The organism is Azospirillum lipoferum 4B (assembly GCF_000283655.1).
In the GTDB taxonomy this organism is placed as follows: Bacteria; Pseudomonadota; Alphaproteobacteria; order Azospirillales; family Azospirillaceae; genus Azospirillum; species Azospirillum lipoferum_C.
In genome coordinates, this window is sequence record NC_016622.1 from 406,518 (window position 1) to 426,056 (window position 19,539).

Below are 19,539 nucleotides of genomic sequence, written 5' to 3' on the forward strand. Positions count from 1 at the left end.
CCACCACTGGGGAAATCCTGCCGAAGGGCCTAAAGGTTCCTCTGAACAGTACAGGGCGTCCGTCCTATGACGGGCGCCCTTTTCTTATGCCTGGTTTTGTTATCATGGCCGATGTACTGGAGAGATCCGAAGGCGGTAATTCCTCTCCACTTTTTCCCAAGCGCTTGCGAGTTGCTAGTCTCCACCCGAATTCAGGTGCGTGACCGAAGGGCGCCGCCGCAAGGCGACCGGCGGATGGAACGGTTTCTCGAAGCCGTCCCATCGTGCCGGACCGGACGCTGCGGCAGGCGCCCACCAGCCAGGGAAAGGGTTTTAGGGATGAATCGACGTCATGTGATCCGTGCGCTGGGCCAGGGGATCGGATTGACCGCGCTCGCCGTCGCCATGGTCGGCTGCGCCGGCAACGACGCTCCGTTGGAAACCGCCAATGTCGGCCAGATCAGCGAGTACCGTCTGGGGGCCGGCGACGCGTTGCGCGTCATCGTCTTCGGCGAGGAGCAGCTGTCCGGCGAGTTCCGCGTCGATGGCACCGGAAAGGTCGCCATGCCGCTGATCGGCGAGGTCTCGGCCAAGGACCGCAGCACCCGCGACCTTGAAAAGGAGATCTCCACCCGTCTGTCCGCCGGCTATGTGAAGGATCCGAAGGTCAGCGTCGAGGTGCTGAACCACCGTCCCTTCTTCATCCTGGGCGAAGTGCGGAATCCCGGCCAGTACCAGTATGTCAACGGCATGACCGCCCTGTCGGCGGTGGCGATGGCCGGCGGATACACCTATCGCGCCAAGGAGGACTACGTCCTCATCACCCGCGGCGCCGATCCCAAGAAGGAGATCCGCCGGGCGCCGATCACGACCTCGGTGATGCCGGACGATGTGGTCCGCGTGCCGGAGCGCTATTTCTGAGCCCAGGATTTCAGTTCAGGATTTCCGAGCTCAGGATTTCCGAGCCCGGGCATCGCCGGAGCGAACAACGAAAAAGCCCGGCCGGGAGGATGTCCCGGCCGGGCTTTTTCGCTGTCCGGCGATTGTCGGCGGCTGCGATCAGGTGTCCAGCGTATCGCCGCCCTTTTTCTGTCCCGACGGCATGCGCTGGTTCGGGGGAACCACCGGATCGCGTGAGATGCCGTGCGGCGGGGTGGTGCCGGCGGCCTCGTCGTCGGTGCCGAGCGGCGCGGCGGCGGGATCGGTGGCCGGAACCTTGTCGCCGGTCAGCCCGCGGTCGATGTCCGCGCGCATCCGGTTGGCCTCCGCGCTGGGAGTGGTGGGCGTGTCACGGCCCGACTCGGGACGCTGGGGCTTGGTCATGGTCGGTCTTTCGCACAAGCTGTGAGGGGCGTTCTGCCGCCTCTTCCAACCGCCGCCGCCTGCCGAGGGTTCCCCCGTGCAGCCGCCTTGCCCGCCAACCGATCCATGGAGCACCCGCTTCATGGGAATGTCACATGGGAGTTTCCGATGCGGGAAGCCGGCCCGACCCTGTTCGCTCTAGCGATGCTTGCCATGCCCGCCGCTCTGCTCGTCGCGGCGACGGTGGTGGCGTTTCGCAGGCACGGAGTGCGTCGGCTTTACTGGGCCGGCTGCGCGTTTCTGATCGGTGCCGGAAGCGCCGGCACTGCGGGCGTCGTTTGCTGCGCCCCCCCGATGATCGCAGGAGATGGCGCGATCATCGCCGAAATGCCGCCGGCCTTCGGAGTCGCACTGATGTTGGCGTTCGCCGGCTGCTGCGGCGCCCTGCTCGGCCTCATCGGACTTGTGTGCCGTCGCCGGGGTGGGGCCGGAGGCGCCGGAGCAAAATAGCCAGGGCGGTGGTGCCGGATACAGGAAGCGACCAAGACCGGAAAAATGCCTGTAAAATCAATATCTTAGGCGGGCGTTCGGACGGGGTGGACCTGCATGGTGGACTGTTGCGAAGTCGTCACGATGCGTCCAGCGCGCCCGGCGGTCAAGGGATTCCAGCAGGTCGATATTGACGCCTGAGACGGGCTTTGGACACTTTTAGGGCGTTGAGAGCTTGTTGCAAACTCAACCGGTACGAAAGTGAATGTATGAGCTGAGGAAGCAATGGACGGGCTGATTCCATTTGTCGGCAGCGCACTTGTTATCACGGCGTTGCTGGTGTTGATGTTCTTGCCGACCTTTTTCGCTATCAGGCGCAATCACTCCAGCTTTTGGGGGATCGTTGTCGCCAACGTGGTCTTTGGCTGGATGCCGCTGTTCTGGATATTTATCCTGATCTGGTCATTGAGTGGAAGGCACCCGCCGGAGCGGTCGAGGGCGTGACCGGCGGGCGCTGGCGCGGTATCAGGCGGATCGTATTCATTCCTCGTATCCATCGGCCTGATCTTCGCCAAGATCGACCTTCCGGCCCTTTAGCTCGGCGGCCTCTTCGTCGCTCATGACGGTAATCCTGAGTTCCGCCGGTGCGCCCGTGTCTCCGCCTTCCGTCAGCACGCCCAACCGGCGGAGTTCGACCAGCGCGATAGCGCCCGCCATGGTCGCCGCACGGGTCGCGCTGGGCGACAGGCCGCCGACTGCCAGGGCATCATGGGCGCGGAGGAGGGCGTGCATCGCAAAGCTGGTCGCCAGCGCCGTAGGGTCGGCGATGATGTCCAGAGGCGTCGAGGTGCCGCTTGGTGCTGGAGATGTGGAAGGGGGAGCCGAAGCTCCCCCACTACCTGCCCGCTCGCGCTTCCGGCGGAACTTGCTGACTGCCGCCGGGCTGACGCCTGCGAGGTCCGCAAGCTCGCCGACCGTGGTCCGCCCGGCGGCCAGCGCCGACCACATATCGTCGGTGATGCCGGCCAGACCGGGCTTGCTGGTGTCTCGGCGAGTGCTGAACGCCATGGGTCAGCCCCCGGAACGCCCCAGGGCGGCGACCATGGCGTCGCGCGTGGTCTGGGCAATCGCTTGCTCATGATCCAGCGCGCTGGCGATGCGGGCGACGCCACGGGCAGGGCCGGCGGTAGCGTCGGAGCCGCTGAAGGTCGTCACGAACGGATCGTCGAGCGCCAGCCCTGCGATGTGGGTCCGCTGCCGCCCGGTGATGGGCGCGTCCTTCGGTGCCTTGGTGAACTTCGGGATTCGGCTCGCACGCATGGCGTCCAGCATGGCGCGGTTGGCGTCCTGTTCGGGGTTCGGTGGTGCGCCCGCGTCGACCATCGCAGATTCGACCTGTCGAAGCTCGGCAGTGCGGAGGCGCTGCCAGCGCTGCCAGCGGTCGCGATAGTTCGCCTCGAACTCATAGCGTTCGTCGTCGGTGGCCGTCCCGGCTGCGACCTGTCGGAAAAGCTGTCGGGCAGCCTCCCATTCGTCGATGCTCGCAAAACCGGCCTTGTCAAAAGAACTCATTGGGGAACTCCTGAAACGGTAGACAGTTGAGAACCGAGACGGAGAGCGAACCGGCTGGTGATGGATTGCGCTTCCCTTAGGGCGGCTTGAAAATCCTTCGGGGTCTCCCCGAGTTCTTCCATATCCCGCCGGTAAGCGCGGTAGAGGTCGTGCAACAGCTTCGTCGTATCGAGGCTGTTCGACCGCGCAACGCCCCGGACGATCTGGGTGATCGTCTTTGCGCTGCAATCGAACATCGCTGCGATGTCCTCTACGGAGAAGGTAGGGAAGCATACCCACATGCGGCGGATCGCAAATGCTTCGACTGATTTGAAGATCTTCTTCCGTGGCATTGAATAACCCCAAGATCATCTTGAGCTATTTTGCCGTAATTACGGAAAAAATGCAAATCGAGGTCTTGCGCATTCGTGTTAGGGCGTGCTGCCGGAGCCGGAGCCGGAGCCGGAGCCGGAGCCGGAGTAGGGGCCGGAGTAGGGGCCGGCAGCGTTCGGGCGCTGGCTTGGCCGCTGGGCGGGGTCTGGGCGTTCGGGGGCAGGTCGGGAGCCGGACGCTCGCCGAATGAATCCTGATGAATATGGCGGGCTTCTGCGGCCAGTCGCCGGGCGTGGCTTTCCAGGTCGGCGCGAAGCTGGCCGCGAGCGATTACGAGCCGGGCTCCGTCGATCACGTGCTTGACGAGGTAGAGCAGCCCGCCGACCGCTCCGAGAGGGTAATTGCGCGGTTGGGAGAGGTTCGGGCGCTGGTCGTGATCGTAGACCCAGCGCCGCAGCTTGGGCATAGCCGGGTGATCGTGTGCGATCCGGCAGAGGATATGCAGATGGGGCCGGGGAGTGCTGGCGATGACGGCGACATAGGCGAGCGGTTCGCCCGTCCAGCGTCGCCACACTTTCGCCAGCGCCTCGACATGAAGCGGGAGCCGCTCAGGTAGCTCGACATCGTTGAGCGTGATGAAAGCGCCATCCCAGGCGTCGAGTTCGGAGCCGATGAGATTCGCGAGAATGCCGAGCTTGAAGCCCTTGCCAGCATCCTTGAAGCGGAAGTTAAGCAGCCTGGGAGTAAGGAACGAAACTAGCTTTGTAATTGCCAAACTATCATAAGAAGTTGCCTTACTTCGCCTACATACTGATCTGGTCCGCGGCTGATGGGAAAATGCGTATTCCATCAATAGGTTAAATGTCTCCTCCGGCGACATCGTGTCGATAACTGCCAGAGATTTCCCCTTGAAACGGCGACCCAGACCGATCATATTCTCCTCACGACCATTGAGAGCCTCTGCTACCACAAGGCCACCGACGCGCCAACGTCGGCGGCCTTATTCTTTTTGGGAAGTCGGATGAACTCCGTCAAGGCCGCCCGGTTAACGAAACAATTTGCGCAGGAACAAAACGAACCCCACTCGATTTGAAGGAGGTGGGTCTTTTTTTTGATGGCTTCCCATATCATTCATCGCTGAATGACAAGTTGATGTCTTGTTCCGGTACATCATCGGAAAATGAGGATGTATATTTTCTATTGACTTAAAATGTTCTTTGTGATGGAAGAATGGGATTCGTTTTCATTCGAGAGCGGAACAATGCGAGTGCGGATCGAATTTCACGATTTAGCCCTTGACAATTTCTCTGCGGATGATGCGCAAGAGCTTGTCGCGGTCATGCTGACGGAAGGCGTGATGCCATACGCCCTACGGGCCGGAGAGGTCGAGATTACCGCCTGGAAACCTATCCCCGACGAAGGGTGATAACCGGCAGTAACCGGGGAATAGGAAATAGGCGCTGGTCATTCGGCCAGCGCCTTTGTCATGTTCGGGGATGGCGATGACGCGCCTTATGCGACGCGCTGTAGAACGCGCTGCACCTGCGTTGCGCTCCACTGGCCGCCCCGTGCCGTGGGGATACCGCGGGCATTCAGTTCCTCGGCGATCTGGCGCAGGGAGGTATGGCCGGCGGTCTTGATCGTCTCAATGAGCGGAAGGAGGTCAGCGGCCAGTTGGGCGGCCTTGGACTTCACGGCGGCAGCGGCGGCTTTCTGGCCGGCTCCCGCAACAAGGTGATGGGCGGCATTACGGTTCCACTGTCCGTCACGGGCGACCTTGGCGGCCAGGGCGGCTTTCGTCCGTTCGGAGATCAAGCCCGCTTCCAACTCTGCAACGGCGGCCATCTGCTGGAGCATGAAGCGCCCGGCAGCACCGACAGGGATCGAGGGCAGGTCGCAGAACAGGACATCAACGCCCGAGTCGATCAACTTCATGAGGAAGGCGGCATTGCGCGCCAGTCGGTCGAGCTTGGCAATCACCAGCGTCGCGCGGTGAACGCGACAAGCGGCCAGAGCGGCGGCAAGCTGGGGACGGTCGGTCTTGCGACCTGATTCAGTCTCAACGAACTCGGCGACGGGCGGCCAACCACCGGACGATTCGATGAACCTGCGGATTGCGTCGCGCTGCGCATCAATGCCAAGGCCGCTACGGCCCTGTCGGTCGGTGGAGACGCGGAGATAGCTCACGACCTTCATGCCCGCCTTGACCATGACCGTCACCATTACACTTCATCGTTACGTGCGTTGCGATGAAGTGTAATGGTTGGCTCGACTGTCTCGTTATGCGTTTTTGGAATCGGAGAGATTCGCGCCTGGAATCCCTCTCCGGCTCCCGATGAACTCAGCGTCAATCCCGTCGTATGCGATGGCGTCGATAGCCTGCCTGAGTGCTGGCAGCTCCGCCCCCTTGCTGAACCGGCCCCGTTCGCCTGGAATCTCATGGCCGGATAGCTGGCTCACGATGTCGGGATGCACTTCGGCCCGGACCAGCGCGGTAATGCTGGTGTGGCGGAACGAATGGAAGTCCGGTCCTTCGATACCGAGTTGCCGCCGGAGCCGACCGAACCGCTTGGAGTAGTCGAAGCTCAACCTGTTGGCCGCGCCGCCCGCCTTGAGTTCCGGCCAGAGCATCCTGATCCCGGCGGCTCGACGCTCTGCGACAAGATCCATGAAGCCAAGCGCCAGCACGGTCTTGTGGATGGGCACCCTCCGAATGGCGGCAGCAGACTTCAGCCGCCGGGCGGGCGCGTCGCCGTCTGCGCCGTCGTCGCTCGCGTGGATGTCGAGATAGGGGATACCTCCTTCCTCCCGGATGTCGGCGACGCGAAGCTGCGCAAGCTCCTCCAGGCGGCAGGGGTGGAACAACGCCAGCACCGGGAGCCACCAATCTACATCGCGGATGATCTGGGGGCCGGGTTCGGTGCGGCGGGTCGCACCCTTGCAGCCGCGCCAGATTGGGGCGTTGAAAAGGGTGCGGAGTTGCTCGACGCTCCAGGCGTCGCGCTCTTGGTTCCGGCGGATTGTCCGCTTCGGCTTCTTATATGCCGCGCGGGCGATGTTCTGATCGGTTAGACCCCGGTCCACCGTCCAGCCCCAGAAGGCCGATAGGATCGTCGCGTATTTTTTGACCGTCACGGGCGAGATGCGCTCAATGGACGGGTCGGCGTCGGCCATGGCGACAAGCTCGACGATGCTCTTGCCCTTGAAGCGCGGGCGCTTCGTCCGGTGGGCTGGCAGGCGCTGGAGTGCGCTGACGAACTCGCCGATGTCGGCGCGGGTGTATTGGCTCAAGGGCCGGTCGCCCGCAATCTCCATGAAGATGCTGGCCGTTGCCTGCGCGTCGATGTCCATTGCTGGCCGCCATGCGCCAGCCGCCCGCTTCTCCAGGCTGTACCGCTCGAACGCCTTGCTGAACGTCTGGTCGTTCTTCCTCTGCGCTGCTGGCGCTGGCGCTGGCGCGGGAGCCGGGGCAGGGAGTGTCTCGGCGCTGGCGAACAGAGGATCGACGGGGCGGGCACTGTAGTCGCCTTCCAGGCGCGCGACGCCGAGACGCGCTGCCTCTGCCGCCGCGCGGAGAAGGGCGCGTGCCAGTTCGACGACGGTCGGCGAATCGGGGGAGGCATCAATCCCATGCTGCGCCAGCAGAGCAACGGCGGACCCGCTCGCAACGGCGATATCGTTGCGCCGCAGTAGGTCCGCCGCACCTTCGGCGCGGTCGCGGTCGCGCTGGACAGCACGCTCCAAATCGTCAGGATCGTCGAGCCGTTGCGCCGCCGCTTCCCGCTCGAACTCGGCGAGCGCGTCTGCGAACCACTGCCGGGCGAGACTGGCGATTTGCTCCGGGGAGAGGGTGGGATCGTTCTTGACCATGGCGAACAGCTGATCGGCGACAACGGCAAGGCGTCGGGCTTGCCGCAGGGCGGTCGCTTTTGTCAACGGGCCGAGAACGCGGCTTAGGGCGTGTCGTCAGTTGAGCCAGATGACAGCCGACACGAGGTAAACAGCCGCCAAGAAAGTGCTGGCAAGCTTGTCGTATCGAGTTGCAATGGCTCGGAAGCCCTTCAGCTTGTTGAAGAATCGCTCGACGAGATTACGTTCGCGGTACAAGGCGAAATCGGTATCGCGGGCGATCAGCCGATTAGCCTTGGACGGGATGACGGGGACGATGTCGCGCTCCTTCAATGCGTCGATCAGGGCGTCGCCATCATAGGCCTTGTCGGCGATGAGGGCCTGCGGCTCGACCGCGTCGAGCAGAGGGGCGGCTTGGCTGAAGTCAGAGGCCTGACCGGGGGTCAGGGAGATCGCCACCGGGTTGCCCAAGGCGTCCACGATGGCATGGATCTTCGTCGTCAGCCCCCCTCGTGATCGGCCGATGGCTTGGCAGGCGCCCCCTTTTTTCGCGCCCCGGCGCTGTGCTGGTGGGCGCGGACGATGGTCGCGTCGAGCATCATGTACTCGTTGTCGCTGTCCTCGGCCAGGGCTTTGAAAAGGCGCTCGAACACCCCGCTCTCGCACCAGCGGCGGTAGCGGCGGTGGGTGTTCTTCCAATCCCCGAACCGGGTGGGCAGGTCGCGCCAGGGAATGCCAGCCCGGTAACGGTACAGCACCGCCTCGACGAACAGGCGGTTGTCCTTCGCCGTCCCCCCGACATGGCCTACCCGCCCCGGCAGAAAATCCTGGACCCGCTCCCACTGATCGTCGCGCAAAGCATAGCGTCGCATTCGTCGGCCCTCCCGTCAGCCGACCCTCTATGAATCACGCATTCCTACCGCTGGGAATCCCATAACTGACGACACGCCCTAGCTCCCGCTGCCGGAACCGGGGCCCGAGATCGTCGGGAATGCGGCGACGGAAGAGATAGCGGCCAGCTCGGAGCCGGAGAAAGGCGTTGGGCACGACAGACATCCTGTGTGTCCATCATGCCACTGCCGCCGCCGTGGACCCCTCCGGTGGACCTGCTGCGTGGACCTACGGCCGGAAGGGTGGAGCTAACCCGAAAGATTAAGCCTTTACAGGGGCTTAGGGAGGTGTGGTGCCGGATACAGGAATCGAACCCGTGACCTTCTGATTACAAATCAGCTGCTCTACCAGCTGAGCTAATCCGGCGCACCCGTCGCTTGCGGGACGCACACCTTAGCGTCCCTTTTCCGCGTAAACAAGCACTTGCCCGTTCCCACGGTCGCGAGGCCCGTCACTCGCGCAGGCGGGCGACCTCGTAGAGGGCGACGGCGGCGGCGTTGGACACGTTCAGGCTGCCGACCGGGCCGCCCGTGGGCAGCCGGGCGATGGTATCGCAGCGATCCATCGTCAGGCGGCGCAGACCGCTGCCCTCCGCCCCCATCACCAGCACCGTCTTGCCGGTCAGATCCAGCTTCGCCAACGTCGACGCGCCCGACTCGGCGAGCCCAACCGCCCAGAAGCCGTTCTGCTGCAGATCGGTGAGTGCGCGGGCCAGGTTGGTGACGCGGACCAGCGGCACCGCCTCCAGCGCGCCCGAAGCGCTCTTCGCCAGCACGCCGGTGGTCTCCGGCGCATGGCGTTCGGTCACCACCACCGCGCGCGCGCCGAAGGCGGCGGCGGAGCGCAGGATGGCGCCGACATTGTGCGGGTCGGTCACCTGATCCAGCGCGACGATCACCGCGGACGTCTCGTCCGCCAATTCGTTGCACAGATCCTCGATGCCCAGTTCCGGCAGCGGCGAGGTGTCGATCACCATGCCCTGATGGACCGCGCCGGCCGGCAGCATGCGGTCGAGTTCCGTCCGGTCGACGACCGACGCCTCGGGCCGCTGCAGTCCCTGGGCGCGCGCCGCGGCGATGGCGGGTTCCAGCGCGGCCCGGCCGGATTCGGTCGCCAGCAGCCGGTGGATGCGCCGCTCGGGGTTGGTCCAGGCAGCGGCGACCGGGTGCAAGCCATACAGGATGACCCCACGCGCCGGCGGCGGGCGGTTGCCTTTCTGCCCGCCGCGGCGGGTGCGCGCACCTTCCTCCGCCTGATCCTGCCGCGGAACGGCCAGCCGCGGGTTGCCCGCGGCGTGGACGGTATGCTTGTCGGACTGGCGGCCGGAACCCGGATGTTTTGAGCGCGTCATGGTACCCACGAAGAAGGGGAGGGGGCCGCCGGAAACAGCGGCCGAATTTTTTCTGGTGTGAACCGCTTAACCCGTGTTGACAAGGCCTGAAAAATTCGCATATTGCCGAACTCCGCGGCGGGCACTGCCAGGCTGCGGATTGGAAGGGTGGCCGAGTGGTTAAAGGCAGCAGACTGTAAATCTGCCCGCGTACGCGTACGCTGGTTCGAATCCAGCCCCTTCCACCACTACTTTCCACGGCTTGTCCGTGATCGCGTTTGCCCCGGACGGTCGCGCCGGCGGGATGCTTTAGGCGGGTGTAGCTCAATGGTAGAGCAGAAGCCTTCCAAGCTTACGACGGGGGTTCGATTCCCCTCACCCGCTCCAATCCCGCGTGCGCCACGGAAAACGGATCTCGGCCGGGCCATTGTGTGCGTCCGGAACGTCGGGAACGAAAGACCAAAGCGATGGCGAAGGCAAAGTTTGAGCGGAACAAGCCGCACTGCAACGTTGGCACGATCGGCCACGTCGACCACGGCAAGACGTCGCTGACGGCGGCGATCACGAAGGTGCTGGCGGAGTCCGGCGGCGCCACCTTCACCGCTTACGACCAGATCGACAAGGCGCCGGAAGAGAAGGCGCGCGGCATCACGATCTCGACCGCCCACGTCGAGTACGAGACGACCAACCGCCACTACGCGCACGTCGACTGCCCGGGCCACGCCGACTATGTGAAGAACATGATCACCGGTGCCGCCCAGATGGACGGCGCGATCCTGGTCGTGTCGGCCGCCGACGGCCCGATGCCGCAGACCCGCGAGCACATCCTGCTGGCGCGCCAGGTCGGCGTTCCGGCGCTGGTGGTGTTCATGAACAAGGTCGACATGGTCGACGATCCGGAGCTGCTGGAGCTGGTCGAGCTTGAAGTTCGCGAGCTGCTGTCCTCCTACCAGTTCCCGGGCGACGACATTCCGATCACCAAGGGCTCGGCGCTGTGCGCGCTGGAAGACCGTCAGCCGGAGATCGGCCGCGACGCCGTTCTGGCGCTGATGAAGACGGTGGACGAGTACATCCCGCAGCCGGAGCGTCCGAAGGACCGTCCGTTCCTGATGCCGATCGAAGACGTGTTCTCGATCTCGGGCCGCGGCACCGTGGTGACCGGCCGCGTCGAGCGCGGCATCGTGAAGGTCGGTGACGAAGTCGAGATCGTCGGCCTGAAGGCGACGGTGAAGACGACGGTGACCGGCGTCGAGATGTTCCGCAAGCTGCTCGATTCGGGTGAGGCCGGCGACAACATCGGCGCGCTGCTGCGCGGCACCAAGCGCGAGGACGTCGAGCGCGGTCAGGTTCTGGCCAAGCCGGGTTCGATCACCCCGCACACCAAGTTCAAGGCCGAAGCCTACATCCTGACGAAGGAAGAGGGCGGCCGTCACACCCCGTTCTTCACCAACTACCGTCCGCAGTTCTACTTCCGTACGACGGACGTGACGGGCATGGTCTCGCTGCCGGAAGGCGTGGAGATGGTGATGCCGGGCGACAACGTCGCGATGGAAGTGGCTCTGATCGCCCCGATCGCCATGGACGAAGGCCTGCGCTTCGCCATCCGCGAGGGTGGCCGTACCGTCGGCGCCGGCGTCGTTGCCAAGATCGTCGAGTGATGCTATAAGCCTGCCTCCCCCGCCGGACCCCGGTTCGGCGGGGGAGTTCTATCTGCGCAAAGAGTACGGTCCGGCTTCCGCAAAGCCGCTCTGAAAAGTTATCTGGAACGTCGGGTCGAAAGGCCTTGACACCGCCGCCGAAAGAATGCTTTAAGCGGCGTCCCACGCCGAAGGGTGTGGCCGGACGGAGATAGGAGTGTAGCTCAATTGGTAGAGCACCGGTCTCCAAAACCGGGGGTTGGGGGTTCGAGCCCCTCCACTCCTGCCATCCCGTCCCAATAACGGCCGTCTCAACAACGGTTAGGGTAAAAAGCGGCGCCCTTCACAGTCGCTTCGGAGCTCGCACGGTTCGCACGATGGCTAAAGTCAATCCCGCAGAATTCGCGCGCGAGGTCCGCCGCGAGGTAGCCAGGGTCACCTGGCCGACCCGCAAGGAAACCGGCATCACGACCGCCATGGTCTTCGTCATGGTCGTTCTGGCCGCCCTGTTCTTCCTCGTCGTCGATCAGGTGCTGGCGGTTGCCGTTCGCTTGATCCTTGGGCTGGGAGGCTAAGACATGGCTGCGCGCTGGTACGTCGTTCACGTTTATTCCGGTTTCGAAAAGAAGGTCGCCCAGGCCATCCGCGAAAAGGCGGCTCAGAAGGGTCTGGAAGACAAGTTCGAGGAAATCCTGGTCCCGACCGAAGAAGTGGTCGAAGTGCGCCGGGGTTCCAAGATCAACACGGAGCGCAAGTTCTTCCCCGGCTATGTCCTCGTCAAGATGGACCTGACCGACGAATCCTGGTCGCTGGTGAAGAACACGCCGAAGGTTACGGACTTCCTGGGTGGTGGCGGCAAGCCGCAGCCGATTTCCCAGCGCGAGGCCGAGCGGATCATCCATCAGGTGCAGGAAGGCTTTGAGCGCCCCAAGCCCTCGATCACCTTCGAGGTGGGCGAGCAGGTTCGAGTGAGCGACGGCCCCTTCACCTCGTTCAATGGCGTCGTCGAGGAAGTCGACGAAGAGAAGTCCCGCCTCAAGGTGGCGGTTTCGATCTTCGGCCGCTCCACGCCGGTCGAATTGGAATACACGCAGGTCGAAAAGATCTGAGCGCAAGGTTCCAAAGTGTTTCGTGTCGGAGCTGCCGGTGCTTGCATCGGTGGCTCCATTCTGTTGCGGGAGGCTCGCCATGGCCGAACCGCAAAACCCCGCGACGCAGCGCCGGACCATCCGGTCGAGAGCGTGACGCGTCGTCCCAGGAGGTTGTGAGATGGCGAAGAAAATCGTCGGTTACATCAAGCTGCAGGTCCCGGCCGGCAAGGCCAACCCGTCGCCGCCCATCGGCCCGGCGCTGGGTCAGCGCGGCCTGAACATCATGGAGTTCTGCAAGGCGTTCAACGCCAAGACGGCGGACCTGGAAGTCGGCATGCCGATTCCCGTGGTCATCACCGCCTACGGCGACCGCACCTTCACCTTCGTGACCAAGACCCCGCCGGTCAGCTACTTCCTCAAGAAGGCTTCGGGCAAGGACAAGGGCTCGACGACCCCCGGCAAGGGCGGTTTCGTCGGCCAGGTCACGACCTCGCAGATCCGCGAGATCGCCCAGAAGAAGATGGTCGACCTGAACGCGCACGACGTCGACGCCGCCGCGACGATGATCGCCGGTTCCGCCCGCTCGATGGGCCTCGAAGTGGTGGAGGGCTGATCCTATGGCGAAGCTGGGCAAGCGTCTGACCGACGCCTACAAGAACGTCGACCGCGACTCCTTCTACTCGCTGGAACAGGCCGTCACCCTGGTGAAGGGCGCCGCGAAGGCCAAGTTCGACGAGACCATCGAGATCGCGATGAACCTCGGCATCGATCCGCGCCACGCCGACCAGATGGTTCGCGGCGTCGTGAACCTGCCGAACGGCACCGGCAAGACCGTCCGCGTGGCGGTGTTCGCCCGTGGCGCCAAGGTCGATGAGGCTCTGGCCGCCGGCGCCGACGTGGTCGGTGGCGACGATCTGGCCGAGCAGATCCTGGCCGGCAACATCAACTTCGACCGCTGCATCGCCTCGCCCGACATGATGGGCGTGGTCGGCAAGCTCGGTAAGGTCCTCGGCCCGCGCGGCCTGATGCCGAACCCGAAGCTGGGCACCGTCACCCCCGACGTGGCCGGCGCCGTCAAGGCCGCCAAGGCCGGCGCGGTGGAGTTCCGTGCGGAGAAGACCGGTATCGTCCACGCCGGCGTCGGCAAGGTCAGCTTCTCGGAAGAGGCGCTGGTCCAGAACATCCGCGCCTTCGTCGATGCCATCACCCGTGCCAAGCCGGCCGGCGCCAAGGGCCAGTACCTGCTGAAGGTCTCGCTCTCGTCGACGATGGGCCCGGGCCTGAAGCTCGACCTCGCCAGCGTGTCGGCTCCGGCCGGCGCCGCGGCGTAATCGACCGCCTTTCGCCGCCGGTGCCCCAGGGTGCCGGCGGCGACCGGGTGGATGATCCAAAGGGGGGCCTGCCCCCGGCGGAACGCCCGCCCACCCCTGTCCGAGACCGCAGGTGTCCGCCCCTTCTCCGGAAGGTGAGGGCTTAAAATTCACCGGCGCAGACAGGAGTTGAACCCGTTGACCATTCCGGATCCCGTCAAGGCGGGCCACCGGATCAGGAACGGCTTGAACTTCTGGGACAGGTTCGCCGGACCTCCGGCCCGCAAGGGCAGGGGGTCCATGTAAACCTCTGTGCAAGGAGGCGATCCGTGGATCGTACACAAAAAGAAGCGACGATCGCGGCTCTGCAATCGAAGCTCCAGGACACGGGCCTGGTGGTGGTCACCCACCATCTGGGCCTGACGGTGAAGGAAGTCACCGACCTGCGTGCGAAGGTTCGGGCTGCTGGCGCCAGCTTCAAAGTGACGAAGAACCGGCTCGCCCGTCGTTCCCTTCAGGGGACGCAGTTCGAGGGTCTGGACGGTCTCTTCAAGGGACCGACGGCGATTGCCTTCTCGAAGGATCCCGTTGCGGCCGCCAAGGTGGTGGCCGACTACGCGAAGACCAACGAGAAGCTCAAGATCGTCGGCGCCAGCCTCGGCACCCAGATTCTGGACGCGGAGGGGGTCAAGGCCCTCGCCTCGCTCCCGTCGCTGGACGAACTGCGTGGCCGCCTCGTGGGCATGATCCAGACCCCGGCGACCCGTATCGCCGGTGTTCTCCAGGCTCCGGGCGGCCAGGTCGCCCGCGTGCTTGCTGCCTACGCGAAGAAGGACGACGAGGCGGCGGCCTGACCAGGCCTAGTCACTCGTTTTTTACATCCCCAGAACTCAAGTCGTTTGGAGTAGTAACATGGCTGATCTGCAGAAGCTCGTCGACGATCTGTCGGCCCTGACCGTCCTGGAAGCCGCCGAGCTGTCGAAGCTCCTCGAAGAGAAGTGGGGCGTCTCCGCCGCCGCTCCGGTGGCCGTCGCCGCCGCCGGCCCGGCCGCTGCCGCTGCCGCTCCGGCCGAAGAGCAGACCGAGTTCACGGTGATCCTCGCCGATGCCGGCGACAAGAAGATCAACGTGATTAAGGAAGTCCGTGCGATCACCGGCCTGGGCCTGAAGGAAGCCAAGGACCTGGTCGAGGGCGCTCCGAAGCCGGTCAAGGAAGGCGCCACGAAGGACGAGGCCGCCAAGATCAAGAAGCAGCTTGAAGAGGCCGGCGCCAAGGTCGATATTAAGTAAGACCTTGTTGCGTTACGGATCATACAGTTCCACGCCGGACGGCGGCCGGTCCCCCAGGGGACCTGCCGCCGCACGGCGTTTTCTGCCTTCCGCCGGACCGGGCTCGCCCGGCCCGGCTCTTTCCGTCCCCATCATGGGGATGGCCCGCGCGGGCGCCCTTGGGACCGGTCGACACCAGTCGGCTTGATCCTACGGTCGGTTGAACGGTCGGTATAACGCGCATCACGTACAGACGTTTGGGGACATCCATGGCCAAATCCTTTACGGGTCGTAAACGTGTTCGGAAGAGCTTCGGGCGCATCCCGGAAGTCACCCAGATGCCCAACCTCATCGAGGTGCAGCGCAGCTCCTACGATCACTTCCTGCAAATGGACGTCGCCCCGGAAAAGCGGGCGAACCTGGGCCTGCAGGAAGTCTTCAAGTCGGTCTTCCCGATCAAGGACTTCTCCGACCGCGCGGTGCTGGATTTCGTCAAGTACGAGCTTGAGCAGCCGAAGTACGACGTCGAGGAGTGCCAGCAGCGCGGCATGACCTTCGCCGCCCCGCTGAAGGTAACCCTGCGCCTGTCCGTGTTCGACGTCGAGGAAGATACCGGCCTCCGGTCCATCCGCGACATCAAGGAGCAGGACGTCTACATGGGCGACATGCCCCTGATGACGGCCAACGGCACCTTCATCATCAACGGCACCGAGCGCGTCATCGTCTCCCAGATGCACCGCAGCCCGGGTGTCTTCTTCGACCATGACAAGGGCAAGACCCACGCGTCGGGCAAGTACCTGTTCGCCGCCCGCGTCATCCCCTATCGCGGTTCCTGGCTCGACTTCGAGTTCGACGCCAAGGATCTCGTCTATGTGCGCATCGACCGCCGCCGCAAGCTGCCGGCCACCACGCTGCTGTTCGCCCTGGACAGCGCGGAGACCGAGGCTCTGCGCACCGAGCGCAAGGCGAACCGCAAGGACCTGTTGCCTTACGAGGCGCAGGGCATGTCGAAGGAAGAGATCCTCAACTACTTCTACGACACGATCACCTACAGCCGCTCCGCCGGCGGTTGGAAGACCCCGTTCAGCGCCGAGCGCATGAAGGGCGTCAAGCTGGCGTCCGACCTGGTCGATGCCGCCACCGGCGCCATCGTCGCCGAGGCCGGCACCAAGATGACCCCGCGCGTCATCAAGAAGCTGGTCGAAGCCGGCCTGACCGAGCAGCAGGTCTCCACCGAGGAGCTGACCGGCCGCTATCTCGCCGTCGACATCATCAACGAGCGCACGGGCGAAGTCCTGTTCGAAGCCGGTGACGAGCTGTCGGCGAGCGACCTGGAGAAGCTGGAGAAGACCGGCGTCGACGAACTGCCGGTGCTGGCGATCGACCATCTGAACGTCGGCGCCTACATCCGCAACACCATGTCGGCCGACCGCAACGCCAGCCGCGAAGACGCGCTGATCGACATCTACCGCGTCATGCGTCCGGGCGAGCCGCCGACCCTCGAGTCGGCCGAGGCGCTGTTCTCGGGCCTGTTCTTCGACAGCGAGCGCTACGACCTGTCGGCCGTCGGCCGCGTCAAGATGAACGCGCGCCTGAACTTCCAGACCGACGACCAGATGCGCGTTCTCCGCAAGGAGGACATCCTGGAGATCCTGAAGGTTCTGGTGAACCTTAAGGACGGCCGCGGCGAAATCGACGACATCGACCATCTCGGCAACCGCCGCGTGCGCTCCGTCGGCGAGCTGATGGAGAACCAGTACCGCGTCGGCCTGCTGCGCATGGAACGTGCGATCCGCGAGCGCATGAGCTCGGTCGAGATCGACACGGTGATGCCGCACGACCTGATCAACGCCAAGCCGGCCGCCGCCGCCGTGCGCGAGTTCTTCGGCTCGTCGCAGCTGTCGCAGTTCATGGACCAGACCAACCCGCTGTCCGAGATCACGCACAAGCGTCGTCTCTCAGCTCTCGGCCCGGGCGGTCTGACCCGCGAGCGCGCCGGCTTCGAGGTGCGCGACGTGCACCCGACGCACTACGGCCGCATCTGCCCGATTGAGACCTCCGAAGGTCCGAACATCGGTCTGATCAACTCGCTGGCGACCTATGCCCGCGTGAACCAGTACGGCTTCATCGAGAGCCCCTACCGCAAGGTCATCGACGGCAAGGTCACCAACGAGGTGGTCTATCTGTCGGCGATGGAGGAGGGCCGCTACGTCGTCGCCCAGGCGAATGCCGAGCTGAACCCCGACAACAGCTTCGCCGCCGATCTGGTGTCCTGCCGCCAGGGCGGCGAATACCTGATGTTCCGGCCGGAAGCGATCGACCTGATCGACGTGTCGCCGAAGCAGCTGGTGTCCGTCGCCGCGGCGCTGATCCCGTTCCTGGAGAACGACGACGCCAACCGTGCGCTGATGGGCTCCAACATGCAGCGTCAGGCGGTGCCGCTGGTGAAGGCCGACGCGCCGCTGGTCGGAACCGGCATGGAGGCGACCGTCGCCCGCGACAGCGGCGTGACCATCGTCGCCAAGCGTTCGGGCATCGTCGACCAGGTCGACGCCACCCGCATCGTCGTGCGCGCCACCGACAGCTCCGACAGCACGGCGCCGGGCGTCGACATCTACAACCTGCTGAAGTTCCAGCGTTCCAACCAGAACACCTGCATCACCCAGCGCCCGCTGGTGAAGGTGGGTGACCGGGTGAACGCCGGCGACATCGTGGCCGACGGCCCGTCGACCGACCTGGGCGAGCTGGCGCTCGGCCGGAACGTGCTCGTCGCGTTCATGCCGTGGAACGGCTACAACTTCGAGGACTCGATCCTCATCAACGAGCGCATCGTCAAGGACGACGTCTTCACCTCGATCCACATCGAGGAATTCGAGGTCATGGCCCGCGACACCAAGCTGGGCCAGGAGGAAATCACCCGCGACATTCCGAACGTGGGTGAAGAAGCTCTGAAGAACCTCGACGAGGCCGGCATCGTCTACATCGGCGCCGAAGTCCGTCCGGGCGACATTCTGGTCGGCAAGGTGACGCCGAAGGGCGAGAGCCCGATGACGCCGGAAGAGAAGCTGCTGCGCGCCATCTTCGGCGAAAAGGCCTCCGACGTCCGCGACACCTCGCTGCGCCTGCCGCCGGGTGTCGTCGGCACCATCGTCGAGGTCCGCGTGTTCAGCCGCCGCGGCGTCGACAAGGACGAGCGCGCGCTCGCCATCGAACGCGCCGAGATCGAGAAGCTGGCCAAGGACCGCGACGACGAGCGCGGCATCCTGGAGCGCAGCTTCTACACCCGCCTGAAGGAAGTGCTGCTCGGCCAGACCGCGCAGTCCGGCCCGAAGGGCATGAAGGGCGGCACCGTCCTGACCGAGGAGGTGCTGGGCGGCCTGTCGAAGGGCCTGTGGCGCCAGATCGCCATCGCCGACGAGCAGGTGATGGAGACGGTCGAGAACCTGGGCAAGGTGTTCGACGACTCGATCAAGGCCCTGCAGGACCGCTTCGAGAACAAGGTCGACAAGCTGCAGCGCGGTGACGAGCTGCCGCCGGGCGTCATGAAGATGGTCAAGGTTTTCGTCGCGGTGAAGCGCAAGCTGCAGCCGGGCGACAAGATGGCCGGCCGTCACGGCAACAAGGGTGTCGTCTCGCGCATCATCCCGCAGGAGGACATGCCCTATCTGGAGGACGGCACCCCGGTCGATCTGGTGCTGAACCCGCTGGGCGTGCCGTCGCGCATGAATGTCGGTCAGATCCTGGAAACCCACCTTGGTTGGGCGGCTTCGGGTCTCGGCCGGCAGATCGGACGCGCGGTCGACCAGTACCGTCTGGCGATCCGTCAGAAGGCCGAAGGTGCTCCTCAGCTGGAGGCCCTGCGCAGCACGCTGAAGTCGGCGTATGGCGAGGTGACCTACAACGAGGACATCGCCGACATGAACGACGCCGAGCTGTTGGAGCTGGGCGGCAACCTGCGCAAGGGCGTTCCCTTCGCGACGCCGGTCTTCGACGGCGCTCGCGAGGAGGACATCTGCGTCCATCTGGAACGGGCCGGCTTCGACCGCTCGGGCCAGTCGACGCTGATCGACGGCCGTACCGGCGAGACTTTCGACCGCAAGGTGACCGTCGGCTACATCTACATGCTGAAGCTGCACCACCTGGTGGACGACAAGATCCACGCCCGGTCGATCGGCCCCTACTCGCTGGTCACGCAGCAGCCGCTGGGCGGCAAGGCCCAGTTCGGCGGTCAGCGCTTCGGTGAGATGGAGGGCTGGGCGCTCGAAGCCTACGGCGCCGCCTACACGCTGCAGGAAATGCTGACGGTGAAGTCGGACGACGTGTCCGGCCGCACCAAGGTCTACGAGGCCATCGTCCGCGGCGACGACAACTTCGAGGCCGGCATTCCGGAGTCGTTCAACGTGCTGGTCAAGGAGCTGCGCTCGCTCGGCCTGAACGTCGAACTGAACCAGCGGTCCTACTGAGCCGATTTGACGTGACCAAACCCCGGAGCGGCGCCGATGCGCCGC

Annotated in this window: 20 protein-coding genes, 4 tRNA genes and 1 pseudogene; 14 read left to right on the plus strand and 11 right to left on the minus strand. The window is 64.6% G+C overall.

The window, feature by feature from the left end:
- Positions 1–318 precede the first annotated feature (318 nt).
- A complete protein-coding gene (locus AZOLI_RS01785) occupies positions 319–900 on the plus strand; it encodes a polysaccharide biosynthesis/export family protein (RefSeq protein ID WP_044549452.1) in 582 nt (193 codons plus the stop codon).
- A gap of 138 nt (positions 901–1,038) precedes the next feature.
- Here AZOLI_RS01785 and AZOLI_RS01790 read toward each other — a convergent pair whose 3' ends face one another.
- The gene (locus AZOLI_RS01790) at positions 1,039–1,302 is read right to left on the minus strand and encodes a hypothetical protein (protein WP_014246867.1); all 264 of its coding nucleotides are present in this window, start codon (positions 1,300–1,302) and stop codon (positions 1,039–1,041) included.
- 753 nt (positions 1,303–2,055) lie between these two features.
- On the opposite strand from AZOLI_RS01790, the gene AZOLI_RS01800 reads away from it, so the two are divergent.
- Positions 2,056–2,274, plus strand: a complete 219-nt coding sequence (locus AZOLI_RS01800) for a superinfection immunity protein (protein ID WP_044549456.1) — start codon at positions 2,056–2,058, stop codon at positions 2,272–2,274.
- A 36-nt stretch (positions 2,275–2,310) separates the two neighbouring features.
- On the opposite strand, the gene AZOLI_RS01805 is transcribed toward AZOLI_RS01800, so the two are convergent.
- The 4 genes from AZOLI_RS01805 to AZOLI_RS30915 are packed head-to-tail and all read right to left on the minus strand — an operon-like array spanning position 2,311 to position 4,588.
- Complete coding sequence (locus AZOLI_RS01805; RefSeq protein ID WP_014246868.1) at positions 2,311–2,838, minus strand: hypothetical protein; 528 nt, start codon at positions 2,836–2,838, stop codon at positions 2,311–2,313.
- 3 nt (positions 2,839–2,841) lie between these two features.
- On the minus strand, positions 2,842–3,342 hold the full coding sequence (locus AZOLI_RS01810) for a hypothetical protein (protein WP_044549459.1): 501 nt from the start codon (positions 3,340–3,342) through the stop codon (positions 2,842–2,844).
- Entirely contained in the window at positions 3,339–3,578 is a 240-nt protein-coding gene (locus AZOLI_RS01815; RefSeq protein WP_081505898.1) for a hypothetical protein, read from the minus strand. The genes AZOLI_RS01810 and AZOLI_RS01815 overlap by 4 nt, the downstream gene beginning before the upstream one ends.
- 14 nt (positions 3,579–3,592) lie before the next feature.
- Positions 3,593–4,588 (minus strand): hypothetical protein, encoded by a 996-nt coding sequence (locus tag AZOLI_RS30915; RefSeq protein WP_162487928.1) that lies wholly within the window; start codon positions 4,586–4,588, stop codon positions 3,593–3,595.
- Between the two features lie 276 nt (positions 4,589–4,864).
- Between AZOLI_RS30915 and AZOLI_RS01825 the strand changes: the two genes are divergently transcribed.
- Positions 4,865–5,080 (plus strand): hypothetical protein, encoded by a 216-nt coding sequence (locus tag AZOLI_RS01825; RefSeq protein WP_044549464.1) that lies wholly within the window; start codon positions 4,865–4,867, stop codon positions 5,078–5,080.
- Positions 5,081–5,166: 86 nt separating this feature from the next.
- Here AZOLI_RS01825 and AZOLI_RS01830 read toward each other — a convergent pair whose 3' ends face one another.
- From AZOLI_RS01830 to rlmB, 6 genes and pseudogenes are all read right to left on the minus strand, one after another.
- Complete coding sequence (locus AZOLI_RS01830) at positions 5,167–5,877, minus strand: recombinase family protein (protein WP_014246871.1); 711 nt, start codon at positions 5,875–5,877, stop codon at positions 5,167–5,169.
- 57 nt (positions 5,878–5,934) lie between these two features.
- Positions 5,935–7,590 carry a site-specific integrase gene (locus AZOLI_RS01835; RefSeq protein ID WP_014246872.1) on the minus strand — a complete coding sequence of 552 codons (1,656 nt, stop codon included), beginning with the start codon at positions 7,588–7,590 and terminating at the stop codon, positions 5,935–5,937.
- 30 nt (positions 7,591–7,620) lie between these two features.
- Complete coding sequence (locus tag AZOLI_RS30920; RefSeq protein WP_244442499.1) at positions 7,621–8,169, minus strand: IS5 family transposase; 549 nt, start codon at positions 8,167–8,169, stop codon at positions 7,621–7,623.
- A pseudogene (locus AZOLI_RS33095) lies at positions 8,097–8,375 on the minus strand (transposase); the annotation flags it as partial. The gene AZOLI_RS30920 and the pseudogene AZOLI_RS33095, both read right to left, overlap by 73 nt.
- Positions 8,376–8,684: 309 nt before the next feature.
- Positions 8,685–8,760: transfer RNA gene (locus AZOLI_RS01850), tRNA-Thr, on the minus strand.
- Positions 8,761–8,845: 85 nt separating this feature from the next.
- Complete coding sequence (gene rlmB, locus AZOLI_RS01855; protein ID WP_014246874.1) at positions 8,846–9,745, minus strand: 23S rRNA (guanosine(2251)-2'-O)-methyltransferase RlmB; 900 nt, start codon at positions 9,743–9,745, stop codon at positions 8,846–8,848.
- Between the two features lie 141 nt (positions 9,746–9,886).
- Between rlmB and AZOLI_RS01860 the strand changes: the two genes are divergently transcribed.
- From AZOLI_RS01860 to rpoB, 11 genes are all read left to right on the plus strand, one after another.
- Positions 9,887–9,972 (plus strand) — tRNA-Tyr (locus AZOLI_RS01860).
- Positions 9,973–10,037: 65 nt separating this feature from the next.
- Positions 10,038–10,111, plus strand: a tRNA-Gly gene (locus tag AZOLI_RS01865).
- An 80-nt stretch (positions 10,112–10,191) separates the two neighbouring features.
- Entirely contained in the window at positions 10,192–11,382 is a 1,191-nt protein-coding gene (tuf, locus tag AZOLI_RS01870) for an elongation factor Tu (RefSeq protein ID WP_014246875.1), read from the plus strand.
- A 192-nt stretch (positions 11,383–11,574) separates the two neighbouring features.
- Positions 11,575–11,650 (plus strand) — tRNA-Trp (locus AZOLI_RS01875).
- 88 nt (positions 11,651–11,738) lie between these two features.
- Positions 11,739–11,936 (plus strand): preprotein translocase subunit SecE, encoded by a 198-nt coding sequence (gene secE, locus AZOLI_RS01880; protein WP_014246876.1) that lies wholly within the window; start codon positions 11,739–11,741, stop codon positions 11,934–11,936.
- Positions 11,937–11,939: 3 nt separating this feature from the next.
- Positions 11,940–12,470: a transcription termination/antitermination protein NusG gene (gene nusG / locus AZOLI_RS01885; protein ID WP_014246877.1), complete on the plus strand. Its 531-nt coding sequence runs from the start codon at positions 11,940–11,942 to the stop codon at positions 12,468–12,470.
- A 160-nt stretch (positions 12,471–12,630) separates the two neighbouring features.
- Positions 12,631–13,065 (plus strand): 50S ribosomal protein L11, encoded by a 435-nt coding sequence (gene rplK, locus AZOLI_RS01890; RefSeq protein ID WP_014246878.1) that lies wholly within the window; start codon positions 12,631–12,633, stop codon positions 13,063–13,065.
- A 4-nt stretch (positions 13,066–13,069) separates the two neighbouring features.
- Positions 13,070–13,783, plus strand: a complete 714-nt coding sequence (gene rplA, locus AZOLI_RS01895; RefSeq protein WP_014246879.1) for a 50S ribosomal protein L1 — start codon at positions 13,070–13,072, stop codon at positions 13,781–13,783.
- A gap of 308 nt (positions 13,784–14,091) precedes the next feature.
- Positions 14,092–14,616, plus strand: coding sequence for a 50S ribosomal protein L10 (gene rplJ / locus AZOLI_RS01900; protein WP_014246881.1), 525 nt, complete (start codon positions 14,092–14,094; stop codon positions 14,614–14,616).
- Positions 14,617–14,674: 58 nt separating this feature from the next.
- Entirely contained in the window at positions 14,675–15,052 is a 378-nt protein-coding gene (gene rplL, locus AZOLI_RS01905) for a 50S ribosomal protein L7/L12 (protein WP_014246882.1), read from the plus strand.
- A gap of 248 nt (positions 15,053–15,300) precedes the next feature.
- Complete coding sequence (rpoB, locus tag AZOLI_RS01910) at positions 15,301–19,494, plus strand: DNA-directed RNA polymerase subunit beta (RefSeq protein WP_044549473.1); 4,194 nt, start codon at positions 15,301–15,303, stop codon at positions 19,492–19,494.
- Positions 19,495–19,539 lie beyond the last annotated feature (45 nt).